We start from the raw sequence: 15,298 nt of genomic DNA, 5'->3' as shown, positions 1-15,298 counted from the left end.
GATATGAAATTAGGAATCGATGCAATGAGTGGTGATTTGGGAAGTAAGATAGTTGTTGATGCTTGCTTGTCATTTCTTGAAAAAAATAAAGATGATGAATTATATGTAGTAGGTAAAATTGAAGAATTAGAAGCGTTAAAAAATTATTCACAAGTTACTTTGATTGATGCTCGAGAAGTATTAGAAATGACAGAAAATATCTTAGCGATTCGTCGAAAAAAAGAATCGAGTATGGTAAAAACAATCATGTTAGCAAAAAAAGGTGAGGTAGATGCAGTTTTATCTTGTGGTAATACGGGAGCTTATTATGCAAGTGCAATGCTTTTTTTTAAACGTTTAGAAGGTGTTGAAAAATCTTGTTTAATGGCTACTTTACCAACGTATAATGATAAAGGTGTTTTGATGCTTGATGTTGGTGCTAATAGTGAAAATACCCCTGAACAATTGAAATCATTTGCAATTATGGGAAATATTTATGCTAAAAATGTTCGCAAAATTACTAATCCTAAAGTAGCTTTATTGAATATTGGAAGTGAGCATCATAAAGGTGACGAAATTCATCAGAAAACTTATAAATTACTTGAAAATATGCAAGAAATTAATTTTGTTGGTAATATTGAAGGTAAAGAAATCTTAAATGGTGATGTTGATGTTATCGTTACTGATGGTTTTAGTGGAAATATTGCTTTAAAAACGATTGAAGGTGTTGCTAGTGTATTAGTAAAAAGTTTAAAGGACGGTTTTATGTCTTCATCGCGTACTAAAATTGGTGCTTTAATGGCAAAACCAGCTTTAAAGCAGTTAATGAAAAAATTTGATACTAAAGCTGCTGGAGGAGCCTTAATGGTTGGTTTTGATAAACCGGTGATTAAAGCTCATGGTGCTAGTGATGCAATTGCTTTTGAAAATGCAATGCATTTAGCATTTGAAATGGTATCAAGTGATGTGGTTAGAAAAATGAAAGAAGGATTGAAATAAAGTGGAATTAGAAAAATTTTTACAGGCTATGGAAATACCATATCATGATATAGAAATTTTTAAACAAGCATTTACACATACTTCGTATGCTAATGAAAATAAACTAAAAAATCATGATTATGAAAGATTAGAGTTTTTAGGGGATGCTGTTTTACAATACCATGTTTCAAGATATTTATTTGATTTATATCCTACTATGCCTGAAGGAAGATTAACAAAATTGAGATCTAAATTAGTTAGAGAAGAGTCGTTAGCACGATTTGCTCGAGAATTGGATTTAGGAACTTATATTTATTTAGGGGCTGGGGAAATTAATAATGGTGGTCGTGATCGTGATAGTGTTTTAGCGGACATATTTGAAGCTTTTATGGGAGCAATCTGTCATGATTGTGGAATGGAATATGTTGATATGATGCTTAAAAAAACGATTTATCGTCATGTTAATGATGTTAATTATGATGATATTACGGATTTTAAAACCAAGTTACAAGAATTAATTCAAGCAGATCAACGTAAAACGGTTACTTATGAATTACTTTCAGCGACTGGCCCATCTAATAATCCTGTTTTTGAAATGGCAGTTAGAATGGATGATATGATTTTAGGTACAGGTATTGGTTCAAGTAAAAAAAGAGCTGAACAGCAAGCGGCTAAAGATGCTTTAAATAAATTAGCAAAATAGCAGGTTTTTAAACCTGTTTTTATTTTTATGTAATAAAACCCAAATGCATTCATATAGTGCATTAAAGGGGTTGAAAGTATGATACATAGAGGGGAAATTTATTATGCAGATTTATCACCAGTAGTGGGAAGCGAGCAGGGTGGTTATCGTCCTGTAGTAGTTCTTCAAAATAATAAAGGGAATCGTTATTCAACAACAATCATTGTTGCACCAATTTCATCGAAACTAACTAAAAATCCATTACCAACACATGTAATGGTTGAAAATAATTGTTTAGAAAAAAAGAGTGTTATTTTATTGGAACAAATTAGAACTATCGATAAACAGCGAATCAGAGAAAAGGTTGGGTTTATTGATAATAAGGTAATGCAACAAATTAATGAGGCAATTAAAACTAGTTTAGATATTAAATAAATTTACTTTTATGGTGTATTTTTGTATAATACGCTCATGGAGGTAATTGGAATGAACATACGTGATATTAAAATGAAAGCAAGGAGCGTTTTAGCAAATCAAAAAAATATATTTTATGTTTTTATTTTTATTAGTATTATTACAACTTTAGTTGATTATGCTGGAGCATCATTTAGCAGAGCAATGATTCCTTTTGCATCATTAATTATATCAATTATCATGTTGCCGTTTTCTCATGGTAATATTGTTGCGTCTTTGATGGTAGTAAATGAACGCGGTGATGAAATTGATATTGAAAATGTTGGTCTTACTGGATTTAAAAGATTTAAACAATTATTTTTTACTTATTTTATCCAATATGTATTTTTCTTTGTAATTGTTTTATTTATTGGTTTAATTATGTTATTGATTACAAAGTTAACAGTAGATGTTGATATATTTAATGAGTTTTCTAATTTATTATTAGCAGAAGGAATGTATGCAAGTGATTTTAATGGAATAATAAATGATCCAACCTTTAGTAATACTGTAACTTCACTAGGTTTAATTGTTGTACTTGGATCATTGATTATTGCAATCGCATCATTAATTTATAGTTTGATTTTTGCGTTAACACCATATATTTTAGAAAAATATAAAATTACTGGAATTAAAGCAATGAGTGAATCAGCAAGAATGATGAAGGGTTATAAAAAGACATTATTTATTTTAAATCTTTCTTATTTAGGATGGATTATTTTAATTTATATAATTGCAGTATTTGTACAGACAATTTTACCTATTCCTATAATTGTTGATTTATTGGTAGCAATTGCTTCTGCTTATTTGTATGCAGTTGAATTACAAACATGCACTGCTGTTTTATTTGAAGAAATTGATTTAGAAGATAAAAATCTTATTTAATGGGGTGTTAGATTGAATTTAATGACAAAAATAAAATTAAATGGACGTCAAAAAGCAATTGGAACAATTCTCATTTTTCCGTGGTATTTGTATTTTGCGCCAATTATATTTAAGTTTTTGATTACATTATATACTTCATATGTTAATAATAATGTTTCGGTTGAAAATATTAATGTTTATTATAATGTATTGATTACATTGTCTACCGCAATCTTTTTATTGATTGTATTTAAAGATTTTATTAGGGAAAATTTAAAAGCATTTAAAGAGAATTTATTAGAAAATATTATTTGGACATTAACGATTGGAATTGGTGCTGTATATGTATTTAGTTTTATTGGTGAAATGATTGTAAATTTATTTTTACCAGCAAGCTTACAAGAAGCATCAAATCAAACGTTAGTTGTTTCTTTGGTTTCATATAATGCAGGGTTAATGGCATTTAATGCTGTGATTTTAGCGCCTATAGTTGAAGAATTGCTTTTTAGAGGTCTGATCTTTAATTCGTTGCGTCAAAGAAGTATGCTTTGGGCCCATTTGATTTCTGCGTTTTTATTTGGTTTTTTACATGTATATAGTTATATTTTAAGTGGTGATATGAGCGAATGGATCAAACTTATCCCATATATGATGGCTGGTTTTGGTTTTTCATTTGCATATGAAAGAAGGCAAAACATCGTTATACCGATTTTTTTGCACAGTATTAAAAATCTAATTGCAATGATTTTAATTTATATTATGTTATAAAAAAAGCGTGTTGAAAAAACACGTTTTTTTATAACATCATGGTAATAATACCGACTCCAATACCTAAAATCATACCAAAAATTATGTCACTTAAGTAATGTACAAATAAATACAATCTTGAAAAAGCCATTAAAAAAGAAAATAATATGTAAAATGCACCGACCTTAGGATAGAAAAAGCATATTACTGTTGCACAGGCAAAACTAGAAGCTGTGTGTCCTGAAGGAAAAGAATAGTCGCTAGGAATAGCAACAAGCATATTTACATCATGAAAAGTATGACATGGCCGTTTTCTTTTTACTAATGATTTAATCGTTACTTGACCAATAATTGTAGCTAAGAGCAGTGCAGTAAGCATTTTTTGTGATAATAGTTGTGTTTTAGTATGAAGGCTTAAAGATAAGATTAAAACTAACCAAATCATGCCAAAATCACCAACACCGGTTATTATCTTCATAAAATTACTAAATAGTTTGTGATGGTAGTATTTTGGGAAAATATAAGAACATTTGATATCGACTTCTTTAATTTTCTTCCGTAAGTTCATCTTCATCCTCCACTTCATTTAATAAAGAAAGTCCAAATTTAAACACATATACAATAATTAGATTAAAAATGATAAATAAAATTAATTTAATTGCAAGTGATGATAAAAAATCATTACCCATAATTAAATGATTATAATCAGGAATAAAACTAATAATATGATGTAATCCATTAAAAATAAAAGTATATATAGATAAAACGATATTAACATAAATATCAATGATTTTTTTAATTATGCTAGCAATAACACTAGGACCATTAATAAAATCTTGAAATGCGACAAATACTAATAATCCAATAAAAGAAACAAGTGCTACGACGGCTAGTGTATAAAGAAAATGTAAAAAACTATCAAAAGATTTTTTCTCTTGTTTTGTTGTTTTTACTTCATTGATTTCATTTTCTGTTTCTATCGGTTGATTTGAATGACCGTTTATGATATCCATTAATTCATTAATGTGTTCAGGGTCATCTTTGATAGTTGGTTTTTTATGAATTGTTTTTTCTGGTATATCATTAAATTCAAAATGATCCACTAATTCTTTAGAATTTGATTCACCTGATACTGTTTCATCTATAGTTTTGTTAGTATCAACAGATTTATCTGTTTTTTTTGTATCTTTATTTTCTTCTTCAAAAATTGAAGATATTGTTGATGAATCCTTTTTTAATATCTCATTTAAAAAATATTGATAAGTATTATTAACTAAATCAATTAATTGCTCGTCATTTTCATATTCTTTAAGTAATCGTTTATATGTTTGCTTAAGAGCAGGTAATGGCATATCACTAGACATTCCTAGTAATGGAGAATACATTTCCATTGTATCATATCTAGCAAAAAGCATAATATTAATAACATCTAAGTTGTTTTTAGCAATTTTAAAGGCACTAGAAATAATTGAATTAGTTGCTGGGCAAAGATCGTTTAAGTATATTACATTCATGAATTTACGATTTGCTGCATAAAGTAGGTTAGGGTAGTTGGCAATTACTAGGGCATTATTTGAAGCAACACTTAATTGTTCCAAAGTAATTGTTAGTACAGATGGATCAGGTAATGGTAGGTTATTATTATCTCCACCGATTACAAAATCAATATGATTATATAATCTTGTTAGTTGAAGATATTGGATAGCTCGTTTTATTTTATGGGTTGAAATTACCGCTATTTTTATATTTTTTTGTTTAAAGAACTGTAATAAATCTTCTGTTCCTTCTTTTATTAATGAATTAGGTTTTAGTTTAGCGTATTCATATAAATCATGTTCAATTAATTTATTTAAATCATCAGGAACAATATCATTAGCAATAGGTAAATTAATATACATTGTTTCCATATTACCTAATGATTTTTCAAATTCTTCTTTTGTTATTGTAATATCATGTGATTTACATATTTTTTTTAAATAATTAAATCTTAATCGATTTAGATCTAACAAGCCACCATCTAATGATAAAATTACAAGCTTTATATCATCAATACTTTGTTTATAAAACATATTAACCACCCCACTGCTTTTTGATTATAGCATAATTTTTGTGTTTTATCATTAAAAACCGCTTGATTTTATCTAAAAATGGGTGTATTATAATACATGTCATCTCTCCTTAGCTCAGTTGGTAGAGCATCTGACTCTTAATCAGAGGGTCCACGGTTCGAGACCGTGAGGGGAGACCAATTGAAAATATAGCTTAAACACTAGGTTTTGCTAGCGTTTAGGCTTTTTTTATTGCTTTAAATTGATATTATTCTTGTTTGGATTTACTGGAATTTAGTTGGATTAAATTATATTAATAGTAGTCAAATGGTAGTCAAAAAAAACTACTCATTGTTGAGTAGTCGTTTTAACATATCTTCACGGTTATTTTTTAATTTATTTTGAACAAAATTTTCAATAATATCATTTTCTCTTAGCTGTTTTTTATCAAGATGAATGTATACTTGTGATAGCATTTTACTATCACTGTGGCCCATGTAGTATTCAGCATCTTTAAGTCTTACACCTGAGTAATATAAAAGGGTAGCATACGTATGTCTAAAGACATATGGAGTAAAGCCAGTAGGATTAAAATCAATATTAAGTTCTATTGCTTTTAACTTAATTTTATCAATTATTTTTTTAATCATCCATTTATAGCTTTGATTTGTCATATAATTGTCGTCACCATTGATGTTTGTGAAAAGTTTAGATGTTTGTATACTAGAAAGATAATAGCTGACAAACGGCAAAATATTAGCGAATAGAGGTACTTCACGAATACTGCTATTATTTTTAGTAAATGCTTGAAAAATGGGCTGATTAAAAGTATATACAACTGTTTTATTTATAATAACGTATCCAGTATTATTATTTATAATAAAATCATCTTTTGTTAGTGCTCTTGTTTCTTCTGGCCTGAGACCACAGTACTTACTCATAATTACGAACATTTTTTCACGATCGGTAAACTCAGCAACTTCAGTTAAATAGAATTCTTCATCTGTTAAAATTCTTTTTTGTTTTTTAGTTTCAATTTTTGGTTTCACTATACGTCGACATGGATTTTTATTTATGATATCATCATCAACAGCATTTTCTAAAATTTGATTCAGCGTCATATATACTTTATTTGCTGTATTAGGTTTATCAATAAGTATGTTGATTAATCTTTGAATATCAGTTTTCTTTATATCAGTAATTTTTTTATAATCTATTTCTACAAAATGATTATTTAAGATTGATTTGTAACTTTGTGCCGATTTAGCGCTGATCAGTGGTTCTTTTGTATTGAACCATTCCCATTTATAATCTTTAAAAAGAGCTTCTGTACTTCTTAATATTAAACCTTGTTCATATTTTGATTTTATTTGAAAAAGTTTTTTATCAACTTCTTTAATTGTTTTTGCACATACTTGATATCTTTTACCACCTAAAGTTACTGATGTTGCGTATCTCCCGTCTTTTCTTTGTTTGTATTTTCCCATAATAAAAACACGTCCTTTCAATTGTTATTTGCCTTAGACGTGCTCTTGTGGTAAAATTGAGTACGTAAAAGGACTTTGGTAGGTCTTTTTGATTATGAAGTATTGGTAGTACTTCATTTGAACTTCACTGTTGGTAGCAGTGGAGTTTTTTATTTTAGTATTAGAATAAGAAAATTATCAATGTTTGTTTTTTGTCTTTTGTATGCTCAATAAGCATTAACTAGTTATCATCTTTATATTTTTTTACACTTTCTTTTATTTCTAAATACTGTTTATAAATAATAGTATCTCTTAAGAGTATTGTTAATATAAAAGAAATTAAAAAAATAGCAGATGTGACAAATCCTTCAGCAATTAGTGAAGTTATTTCATCAAAAATTTTTTTAAAAATTAAAATTTTAATGTTGTAATCAATACAGTTATCAGCGATAAATAATGCTTTATTCAAAAATTCAACACTTTTTACAGGATCGTTTATAAATGAAATAGTTTTTAATATGAGATTAAATTCCTTATAATCAACTATTGGTTCATCATAGTTTTCATCATTTATTGTTGCATACATCTCAGCAATGGAAGTTTCACTGTTTTGCATTAATGAACAATCAAAATTTTTTAAATCAATAAAACTTTTATTTAATTGATTTTGTTCTATAGCATTTATTGAACTTGATAAAATTTGAATATTTTGATTTAGTGTATTTATTACAGATGTGTAATCTAAACGTTTAAATTTTTTATTTAATGATTCCATAGTCTCCAAAAGAGGGTTAAGAGCAGCAACTAATCCATCAAAATTTATTTCACTTGTTGTAAATGCTTCTTGCAATGGTTCTAAACTTTTAGAAAATGATGAATTTAATTGATTATATTTATTTGTTTCTTCTTGAATTGTTTTTATCATTTTTTCTAATGATACAAATTCTTTATTGGTTTCCTTTTTCAATTGCTTTGATTTTTCAAAACCACCATTATTTTTGTTAACCATATCTTTTCTCCTAACAATTTAATAAATATTATGTGTATGTTATCATTTATTTAATTTTTCTGTATTCAGACAAATACTTGTGCTCAATTTTTTCATTATCTAATAAATAAGACATTAGTGCAGAAAATCCATTTTTACTGAAATAATGTTTGGGAACTTTGCAATCTATTATACATTTATCAATCATTGATTTTTTAAAATACAACTTATTACTACTAAAATATTTAATAATACCTGGAGCAAGCATTAGTTCATGAAAACTCTCTCTATAATTATTGCAATAACCACTCATGTCACAGTAAAATACTTCTATGTAATAAAGCATCTCTTTTTCGTAATCATCTTGTAAATGGTAAAATTGAGCTTGATATAATTTATTATTTCTATATAGCCCCCAGTTTTCTTTGTTTGCATATCTATCTTCATTGTTATAAAATTCGTTAATATAAACTTGTTCATATGTTCCTAATTTCTGCAATTTATTTGCAAAGTCAGTTGGGGACAATTCAAAAGAGTTTTTATGGTATTTTACAAAGTCATAATTATTTTCTAAAGTTTCTTTTCCTAAATTACTTATTATATATGCTGTATTGTTAATGTATTCATTTATATTTGGGATTGTTAAAAGCTTATCTATTAAAATAGCTTTTTTTCCAGTAGTAGGTATATTTTCAGTTTTACATATTTTTTTTAGTTCAGAAACATTTAACATATTTAGCTGTTGTTTAGTATTAGCTAATTCAATTGCTTTAGTTAAAATTAATTTTTTTATTTCCGCTTTTACATCTATTTGATATTTAGTTGTGAAATACATAGGGAACTGCTCATTAATATTACGTGCTTTTTCAAAATACCATAATAATATAATATCGCTAACTAAATATTTCTTTTTGTTTTCTTTGGATTTAAAAAAATTGAAAAATCCCACTTTCTTCCTCCTCACTACACACCATAAAGTGTGTTTACCTAATTAAAATTTATTTTATGTTAGTTGTTTTTAAACTTTTAATGTTAAATCCCCATATTTTTGGAGAAGTTTTTATCTTATCTCCTATTTGTTCTAAATTCATCCCGCTTATATTTGAAGTATTTAATTCTGATGTATATTGACATTCTATATCGAATTATTTTCCATTAACACATTATTTTTCACTATCTTGATTATTTATCATAACATTAAGAATAGAGATTATTTGATGAGCCTCATTAAATGCTTTTTGGTAGTCTTTGCTTGTATTTTTTATAGGTTTATTAATTAAAATAATCATAATGCAAGGAAAATCAAAGTCATTCATAGTTATTTTAACAATTAATTTAGTAATTTTTCTTTTAGTAGTCTTTTTTCCGGTTACTGCGCCTACAACTGCTCCTGTACCACCTAATGCCACTCCCCCAACTAATGCACGTCCAAGTCCTCCACTAGCAATGCTGATATCATCTTCCAATAATTCAAAATCTATAATATCACTAAAGTTAAAGATTTTATTACAAGAAACATTTTTAACTTTAAATAACTTATTTGTTGTATCAATTTGCAAATCACCGATTTTTTTATCTAGACTAAATAATTTTTTTATTGCTTTTTCTTCAATTTTTGCCTCTTTTTTCTCAATTCTATTTTGTTCTATATCATCTAATTTGTTTTCTAAGGTTTCTTTGGTGGCTTCCAAAGTTGCTTTTCCAATTTTTTTAGAAACCTCTAATGTTTCATCTAAAATACTGCTAAATTTATCCTTAAATCCCATAATTTAATCCTCTCTATTTTAAATTTATGTTCCTATAATTTCATATAAATCATTAACAATTTTTCCAACTTCATTTTCACATATATATTCATCTTCTTTTAAATAGGAAAAATGGTTTTTAAATATGTGAATCAATTCATGAATAGTTGTTTTTATATTTTGTTCTTTACTGTATTTTTTATTTATTATGACTAAATAAGAATAGCCATTGTAATATGCAAAACCTCTAACCGAAGAGGGTATATCGACATAATTAAGATTAATATCATAGAATCTTAAAAAGTCCTCAAATTCCATATAATCATCTCGTTTCTTTGTTGAATGTGTCGATGATTTTTAATACTTGTTCTAAGTCCTCAGGACTTAGTTTTTTTGCTTTGTCAAATAATAAAACTAATTGATCATTAGCAACTATATCTCCATAAAGCTCCAATAACTCTGGTTTATTTTTTAAATAAGAAATATTTTTCTCATAATCACCAAAAGACGAGTTATTTGAATTATGAAAACTAACTTCATTTTCAGCCTCTTTTATTACATCAACATAATTGATATTTAATGCTTTGCATATAATTTGCATATAATAGGTAAAACATCCATATCAATACGTGATTTACCATCTTCATATCTTTTTAATGTGCTTTTCGTTTTAATGTTATTAATACTTTCAACAAGTTGATCTAAACTCGTTTCTTTGTTTAATCGTTCTCGTTTTAAAATTCTTCCTATTTCTTTATAAAGCATCATATCAATTTTTGTCATTATATCACCTTTTTTTAAAATTATTATACAAAAAATGCTATATTACAACAAGAAATAAAAAATATGCACCATAAATACGGTACGAAAAAGGAGGTATAAATGGAAGACTATACAGTAGAGCAGGCTAGACGTCTAGCAAAAATTTCTCAAAAAAGATGGCACAATATCTTAATATAGGTGAAAATGCATAAAAATGCATATATTAATAAAAAAAGGGTGAGACAAAATTTTATGGTGATGAAGCATTAAAATTTGCTAAACATGTAAACATTCCTTTTGATAAAATAAAGTTTACAAGAATTCAATTTTTTTGCATTTACTGTACTGTAAATATGGAATATATTTAACTATATTCATCGACCGATTAAATCATAACAAATTATGTGATTTGAAAAAATGATGAACAAAACCAAGTAATTAGCGTTTAAATTGGAAAGGAGAAAAGTATGTAGAAAAGAAAGAGGTAGTCGAATTTTTAAAAAATGAAAAAGATATTGTATGATTAATGGCTTTAACGAAGTTTATTGGAAGTCATATAGAATATTTGGAATCCATGAATGATTTAGAAAAGTATTTAAAAGAAAAAGAACAAAATTAATTGTTTTTTGATTCAATGTTGTTTAATTCATCAATATCTAGTTGAGCAATAATCATAGATACACACGATCTAATAAATCTTTTCAAGTCTTGTACATCGTAGTTCTCGTGCTTATTAAACGTATGAGAGTGATCATTGCCTAACCATGTAATTTTTTGAAAGACGGGTTGGAACATACTATCTTTAAAAAATTTAGTTATAACATTTGAAAGAGGCATTTGAAGTATTTCTGTATTTTCGATAGTTGGGTTAAGAAAAATTGCGTAATCTTTAACAAGAATTTCAAAAGCTTTTCTAAATGCTAATCCAGTTATTTCATTTAAATGATGTGCTTCAGCAATAATTGCTTGATTGTAAACCTTAATAAAATATGGACTTATTTCTTCTATTCTTTTATCAAATGACGTTGGTAGGGGATTAAGTGGGTATGTAGCTTCTAATGAGTAATTCTCTCCATCATATGAACTGTATTCATTTATAAAGACTTTATGGCAACGTGGACATTGAAAGATATCATAGTTAATATCACAAATTTTGTAACAATATCCATTTTCTTCTACAGTTTCATCTCGATGTAATGAAATAACTTTGTCAACAAATAAATCATGATTGCAAAGAGGACAATGAATGCTTTTAGGCATAAACAATTTTCACCTCACTTTCAAAAGTATTATAACATGAGGTGAACAGATATATCAAAAAGGAGGAAATCAAATCGGAGTCAAAAAAGAGTATCCAAAAAGGTATATGACAATCAGTGAATTATTGCCTTATGGATTTGCAAGATGTGAACTGATGAAATATGTAAAAAATCATGGTTCTCCAGTATTGTTGATTAGTTTTTTTAACATATTTTACGATTATTTTTTTATAGCTTTGATTTTTCATATAACTATCATCACTAGTGAGAGATTGGTGATTCTTGAATTATTTGTTGATCATAGAAATCTATAAATAGATTTTTTATGTAATTAGAAAATTTTTTAAGAGTAGTATATATTTTTATAGCTAGTTGAATAGCTATTGTAAGTCTATTTGTTTTATATATTAGCTAAAATTAAATAATATTTTTGTTGTATAAAGCATATTTTTTATCTAAAATATGGCGTTTATTCATGAAAAAAGAAATAAAATACAAAAAAATGATTATTAAAATATGTTGATTATAACAATGAAAATTTAGGAAATATAGTAATTAAAAGTACGAAAAACAATATTTTTATCAAAAATATATTGCAATATTAAAATATTCATGTTATTATATATGGGCAGTCGAGGAAACGGAGACATACTCAAGAGGCTGAAGAGGCGCCCCTGCTAAGGGTGTAGGTCGGGAAACTGGCGCGAGGGTTCAAATCCCTCTGTCTCCGCCATTCAATTGGTCTGGTAGTTCAGTTGGTTAGAATGCCGCCCTGTCACGGCGGAGGTCGCGGGTTCGAGTCCCGTCCAGACCGCCAATTAGAAATTTAGTTCTATGTAAATAGAACTTTTTATTTTGTTTAAAAAAGATCAACTTAAGTTGATCTTTTATTAATATATGCATGCATAATTGCAATTATTGTTTTAGAATCAAAAATTTTTCCGCTAACAACTTGTTTGTATGCTTCATCAATATCTAAAGCAATAACTTCAATCATTTCATCATCATCACAAGCACGAGGATTTTCTACTTTAAAAACATCTTGTGTTTGATAAATATATAACCATTCATCACTATAACCTGGAGTAGGTAAGAACTTTGAGATTTTAATAGCATCTTTAGCGCTATATCCTGTTTCTTCTTCTAGTTCTCTAAGTGCACATTCTTTTGGGTTTTCATTTAATTCTAGTTTTCCAGCGGGAATTTCTAATGTTGTAATGGCATTTGGATAACGAAATTGTTTTACTAATAATATTTTGTTATCAACGATTGCTAGTATTCCTACACCGCCATTATGTCTAACTACTTCTCTAGTAGCTTTATTGCCATTATCGCAAAGTACACTATCTTTATATAATTTAATTATTTTTCCATCATAGATTAATTGACTATCAAGTTTCTTTTCCATCTATTTCACCTCGTTTAAATTATAACAAAAAAGAGGCTGTAACGCATTAAAATAATGTGTTTGACCAAAAATAAAAAAATAGCACTTAAACTCAGATGAGTATAAGTGCTATTTTTGGTATAATTAGATTATGCAAAATATAAAAATAATAGAATCTAATTACCCGATTGACAATTCTTATTATAATACATTTCAATGTAAACTTCCACTAGATTTTTTTACAGTTGTTCCTGTAGATGATCCGGTGACATCTTTCGTAGAAATTATGAAAGGAATTAACACTTCAAAGTATTTTAACTGCCCCCATAGAGGCAACAGGGGCTACGACCCTAATATGATGTTACAGGTTACATTGTTTGCATTTATAAACGGTCAATATGAATTAAGAAAAATGGAAGAATTATGCAGATATGATATCCGATATATGTGGCTGGCTAATGATGAAACTCCTTCTTTCATGGCTTTTCAAAGATTTATATCAGAAAAATTATCGATGTCTATCGAAGATATTTTTTATGATGTTGTTAAAAGAATCATTGAATTAGATGATGTTGATATTTCTAAACTTTATATTGATGGAACTAAGATAGAAGCCAATGCAAGGAAAAACAGTTTTGTTTGGAAAAAAGCTATTCTAGGCTATCAGGAAAAAGCATTTCTTAAAGTGACAGATCTGATCATAAGATTAAATGATGATCTTAACTTTAAATATGATATAAAATCAAGATATTCTGCTGATGATACAGGACTGATTGCAGAACAGTTAATGGAACTGATGATAAGACAAAATATAGAAATAGTATACGGAAAAGGCAAAAGACGTTCCTTATTACAGAAATATTATGATGAATTTCTTGAAATCTATATAAAATTAATGAGATATGAAGAATCATTGAACATATGTGGCGACAGGAACAGTTATTCAAAGACTGATCATGATGCTACCATGATGAACATGAAGTATGACTATTATAATCATACAGGTATATTTAAACCGGGATATAACCTGCAAATAGGTGTAAGTGATGAATATATTATGCATATGGATATATTTTCAAATCCTGCTGATACAAAAACATATATACCGTTTATGAAAAAATATAAAGAAAGATACGGCTGTTATCCAAAATGGCCAATAGGCGATGCCGGATATGGAAGCTATGATAATTTGCTTTTTAATGTCATAAACGGGATGGAACTGGGATTAAAGTATAATTATTATGCAAAAAAGAATACAAAGGAATTTAAAAAGAAAATATATAATCAGATGAACTGGGAATATGATGAAAAGGGATTTAAAGTCTGCCCACAGGGACATTCATTTAATATTGAAAAAGAAGAAAGATGGAACACAGCAGGTGAATATCTACAAATCAGCAGAGTATTCGAATGTGGTAAATGTCATGACTGTAAAGTAAAAGAAAAATGCACAAAGGCAAAGGAGCAAAGAAAAATACAGATAAATTATGCCTTAAATGAAATGCAGGAAAAAGTAGATGAAAATCTTGGAACCGAAGAAGGAAAAGAGATGAAAAAGCAAAGAAGTATACAGTCAGAAGGGACATTTGGAATAATAAAGCAGAATATGGATTATGTCCGATTAAAAAGAAGAGGAAACATAAATGTAAAAACAGAACTGCTGTTAATAGGGATTGCCTATAATATACGCAAATACCACAATAAAAAGATGAAAAAGAAGGAAATATCAATTTCCTAAAAAGCTAAATAAAAACATGTAAAAAGCACATGATGTTTTTATAGTACCAAAAAAGTTATCTAAATATGGATAACTTTGTTTTTTATCTAAATATACTGTATCAAGCAAAAAAAGGCGTAACGCCTAAAGATTAAAAATCCTTATTCGTTACAGCCCCTTTTTAAATGATTTTATATAAGGGTGATAAATAGGGGGTATTAAA

The 15,298-nt window shown here is 27.5% G+C and carries 17 protein-coding genes and 3 tRNA genes; 9 read left to right on the top strand and 11 right to left on the bottom strand.

Going from position 1 to position 15,298, the window contains the following annotated elements:
- Positions 1–3 precede the first annotated feature (3 nt).
- The 5 genes from plsX (at position 4) to NQ543_RS07120 (ending at position 3,724) form a co-directional block, all read left to right on the top strand.
- Complete coding sequence (gene plsX / locus NQ543_RS07140) at positions 4–978, top strand: phosphate acyltransferase PlsX (RefSeq protein WP_039903806.1); 975 nt, start codon at positions 4–6, stop codon at positions 976–978.
- 1 nt (position 979) lies between these two features.
- Entirely contained in the window at positions 980–1,660 is a 681-nt protein-coding gene (gene rnc / locus NQ543_RS07135; RefSeq protein ID WP_004609299.1) for a ribonuclease III, read from the top strand.
- A gap of 78 nt (positions 1,661–1,738) precedes the next feature.
- A complete protein-coding gene (locus NQ543_RS07130; protein ID WP_004609298.1) occupies positions 1,739–2,074 on the top strand; it encodes a type II toxin-antitoxin system PemK/MazF family toxin in 336 nt (111 codons plus the stop codon).
- Between the two features lie 51 nt (positions 2,075–2,125).
- On the top strand, positions 2,126–2,977 hold the full coding sequence (locus NQ543_RS07125) for a DUF975 family protein (RefSeq protein ID WP_039903804.1): 852 nt from the start codon (positions 2,126–2,128) through the stop codon (positions 2,975–2,977).
- Between the two features lie 21 nt (positions 2,978–2,998).
- The gene (locus NQ543_RS07120) at positions 2,999–3,724 is read left to right on the top strand and encodes a CPBP family intramembrane glutamic endopeptidase (protein ID WP_004609296.1); all 726 of its coding nucleotides are present in this window, start codon (positions 2,999–3,001) and stop codon (positions 3,722–3,724) included.
- 28 nt (positions 3,725–3,752) lie between these two features.
- Here NQ543_RS07120 and NQ543_RS07115 read toward each other — a convergent pair whose 3' ends face one another.
- Both NQ543_RS07115 and NQ543_RS07110 read right to left on the bottom strand, forming a co-directional pair.
- Positions 3,753–4,271, bottom strand: a complete 519-nt coding sequence (locus tag NQ543_RS07115) for a phosphatase PAP2 family protein (protein ID WP_083784276.1) — start codon at positions 4,269–4,271, stop codon at positions 3,753–3,755.
- On the bottom strand, positions 4,249–5,772 hold the full coding sequence (locus NQ543_RS07110) for an HAD family hydrolase (RefSeq protein ID WP_004609294.1): 1,524 nt from the start codon (positions 5,770–5,772) through the stop codon (positions 4,249–4,251). The genes NQ543_RS07115 and NQ543_RS07110 overlap by 23 nt, the downstream gene beginning before the upstream one ends.
- 103 nt (positions 5,773–5,875) lie before the next feature.
- Between NQ543_RS07110 and NQ543_RS07105 the strand changes: the two genes are divergently transcribed.
- Positions 5,876–5,951, top strand: a tRNA-Lys gene (locus tag NQ543_RS07105).
- Between the two features lie 144 nt (positions 5,952–6,095).
- Here NQ543_RS07105 and NQ543_RS07100 read toward each other — a convergent pair.
- The 8 genes from NQ543_RS07100 to NQ543_RS07065 all read right to left on the bottom strand — a co-directional run bounded on the left by NQ543_RS07100 (position 6,096) and on the right by NQ543_RS07065 (position 11,972).
- Positions 6,096–7,238, bottom strand: coding sequence for a tyrosine-type recombinase/integrase (locus NQ543_RS07100; RefSeq protein WP_004609293.1), 1,143 nt, complete (start codon positions 7,236–7,238; stop codon positions 6,096–6,098).
- Positions 7,239–7,458: 220 nt separating this feature from the next.
- Positions 7,459–8,226: a hypothetical protein gene (locus tag NQ543_RS07095; RefSeq protein ID WP_004609292.1), complete on the bottom strand. Its 768-nt coding sequence runs from the start codon at positions 8,224–8,226 to the stop codon at positions 7,459–7,461.
- A gap of 46 nt (positions 8,227–8,272) precedes the next feature.
- The gene (locus tag NQ543_RS07090) at positions 8,273–9,154 is read right to left on the bottom strand and encodes an SAP domain-containing protein (protein ID WP_004609291.1); all 882 of its coding nucleotides are present in this window, start codon (positions 9,152–9,154) and stop codon (positions 8,273–8,275) included.
- A 214-nt stretch (positions 9,155–9,368) separates the two neighbouring features.
- Positions 9,369–9,971 (bottom strand): hypothetical protein, encoded by a 603-nt coding sequence (locus tag NQ543_RS07085; protein ID WP_004609290.1) that lies wholly within the window; start codon positions 9,969–9,971, stop codon positions 9,369–9,371.
- A 24-nt stretch (positions 9,972–9,995) separates the two neighbouring features.
- Positions 9,996–10,268, bottom strand: a complete 273-nt coding sequence (locus NQ543_RS07080; protein WP_004609289.1) for a hypothetical protein — start codon at positions 10,266–10,268, stop codon at positions 9,996–9,998.
- A 4-nt stretch (positions 10,269–10,272) separates the two neighbouring features.
- Positions 10,273–10,551 (bottom strand): hypothetical protein, encoded by a 279-nt coding sequence (locus NQ543_RS07075; RefSeq protein ID WP_004609288.1) that lies wholly within the window; start codon positions 10,549–10,551, stop codon positions 10,273–10,275.
- Complete coding sequence (locus NQ543_RS07070) at positions 10,527–10,733, bottom strand: helix-turn-helix domain-containing protein (RefSeq protein WP_004609287.1); 207 nt, start codon at positions 10,731–10,733, stop codon at positions 10,527–10,529. The genes NQ543_RS07075 and NQ543_RS07070 overlap by 25 nt, the downstream gene beginning before the upstream one ends.
- Before the next feature lie 594 nt (positions 10,734–11,327).
- Entirely contained in the window at positions 11,328–11,972 is a 645-nt protein-coding gene (locus tag NQ543_RS07065; protein WP_004609286.1) for a hypothetical protein, read from the bottom strand.
- Positions 11,973–12,613: 641 nt separating this feature from the next.
- Between NQ543_RS07065 and NQ543_RS07060 the strand changes: the two genes are divergently transcribed.
- Both NQ543_RS07060 and NQ543_RS07055 read left to right on the top strand, forming a co-directional pair.
- Positions 12,614–12,704: transfer RNA gene (locus tag NQ543_RS07060), tRNA-Ser, on the top strand.
- Between the two features lie 7 nt (positions 12,705–12,711).
- Positions 12,712–12,788: transfer RNA gene (locus NQ543_RS07055), tRNA-Asp, on the top strand.
- A 57-nt stretch (positions 12,789–12,845) separates the two neighbouring features.
- On the opposite strand, the gene NQ543_RS07050 is transcribed toward NQ543_RS07055, so the two are convergent.
- Positions 12,846–13,379, bottom strand: a complete 534-nt coding sequence (locus NQ543_RS07050) for an NUDIX hydrolase (protein ID WP_004609284.1) — start codon at positions 13,377–13,379, stop codon at positions 12,846–12,848.
- 130 nt (positions 13,380–13,509) lie between these two features.
- Here NQ543_RS07050 and NQ543_RS07045 point away from each other — a divergent pair, with 130 nt between their 5' ends.
- Positions 13,510–15,096, top strand: a complete 1,587-nt coding sequence (locus tag NQ543_RS07045) for an IS1182 family transposase (protein WP_004609179.1) — start codon at positions 13,510–13,512, stop codon at positions 15,094–15,096.
- Positions 15,097–15,298 lie beyond the last annotated feature (202 nt).

Origin of the sequence: Thomasclavelia spiroformis DSM 1552, from assembly GCF_025149465.1 — a bacterium.
GTDB classification, from domain to species: domain Bacteria; phylum Bacillota_I; class Bacilli_A; order Erysipelotrichales; family Coprobacillaceae; genus Thomasclavelia; species Thomasclavelia spiroformis.
The sequence above is the reverse complement of the archived record's forward strand: the minus strand, read 5'-3'. Positions and strand labels throughout refer to the sequence as shown.

What these genes read in the sequence shown, in the direction of transcription:
- plsX (WP_039903806.1), top strand. Translation starts at nt 4, where the DNA reads ATGAAATTAGGAATCGATGCAATGAGTGGTGATTTGGGAAGTAAGATA.
- NQ543_RS07130 (WP_004609298.1), top strand. Translation starts at nt 1,739, where the DNA reads ATGATACATAGAGGGGAAATTTATTATGCAGATTTATCACCAGTAGTG.
- NQ543_RS07125 (WP_039903804.1), top strand. Translation starts at nt 2,126, where the DNA reads ATGAACATACGTGATATTAAAATGAAAGCAAGGAGCGTTTTAGCAAAT.
- NQ543_RS07120 (WP_004609296.1), top strand. Translation starts at nt 2,999, where the DNA reads ATGACAAAAATAAAATTAAATGGACGTCAAAAAGCAATTGGAACAATT.
- NQ543_RS07115 (WP_083784276.1), bottom strand. Translation starts at nt 4,271, where the DNA reads ATGAACTTACGGAAGAAAATTAAAGAAGTCGATATCAAATGTTCTTAT.
- NQ543_RS07110 (WP_004609294.1), bottom strand. Translation starts at nt 5,772, where the DNA reads ATGTTTTATAAACAAAGTATTGATGATATAAAGCTTGTAATTTTATCA.
- NQ543_RS07100 (WP_004609293.1), bottom strand. Translation starts at nt 7,238, where the DNA reads ATGGGAAAATACAAACAAAGAAAAGACGGGAGATACGCAACATCAGTA.
- NQ543_RS07095 (WP_004609292.1), bottom strand. Translation starts at nt 8,226, where the DNA reads ATGGTTAACAAAAATAATGGTGGTTTTGAAAAATCAAAGCAATTGAAA.
- NQ543_RS07085 (WP_004609290.1), bottom strand. Translation starts at nt 9,971, where the DNA reads ATGGGATTTAAGGATAAATTTAGCAGTATTTTAGATGAAACATTAGAG.
- NQ543_RS07080 (WP_004609289.1), bottom strand. Translation starts at nt 10,268, where the DNA reads ATGGAATTTGAGGACTTTTTAAGATTCTATGATATTAATCTTAATTAT.
- NQ543_RS07075 (WP_004609288.1), bottom strand. Translation starts at nt 10,551, where the DNA reads ATGCAAATTATATGCAAAGCATTAAATATCAATTATGTTGATGTAATA.
- NQ543_RS07070 (WP_004609287.1), bottom strand. Translation starts at nt 10,733, where the DNA reads ATGACAAAAATTGATATGATGCTTTATAAAGAAATAGGAAGAATTTTA.
- NQ543_RS07065 (WP_004609286.1), bottom strand. Translation starts at nt 11,972, where the DNA reads ATGCCTAAAAGCATTCATTGTCCTCTTTGCAATCATGATTTATTTGTT.
- NQ543_RS07050 (WP_004609284.1), bottom strand. Translation starts at nt 13,379, where the DNA reads ATGGAAAAGAAACTTGATAGTCAATTAATCTATGATGGAAAAATAATT.
- NQ543_RS07045 (WP_004609179.1), top strand. Translation starts at nt 13,510, where the DNA reads ATGCAAAATATAAAAATAATAGAATCTAATTACCCGATTGACAATTCT.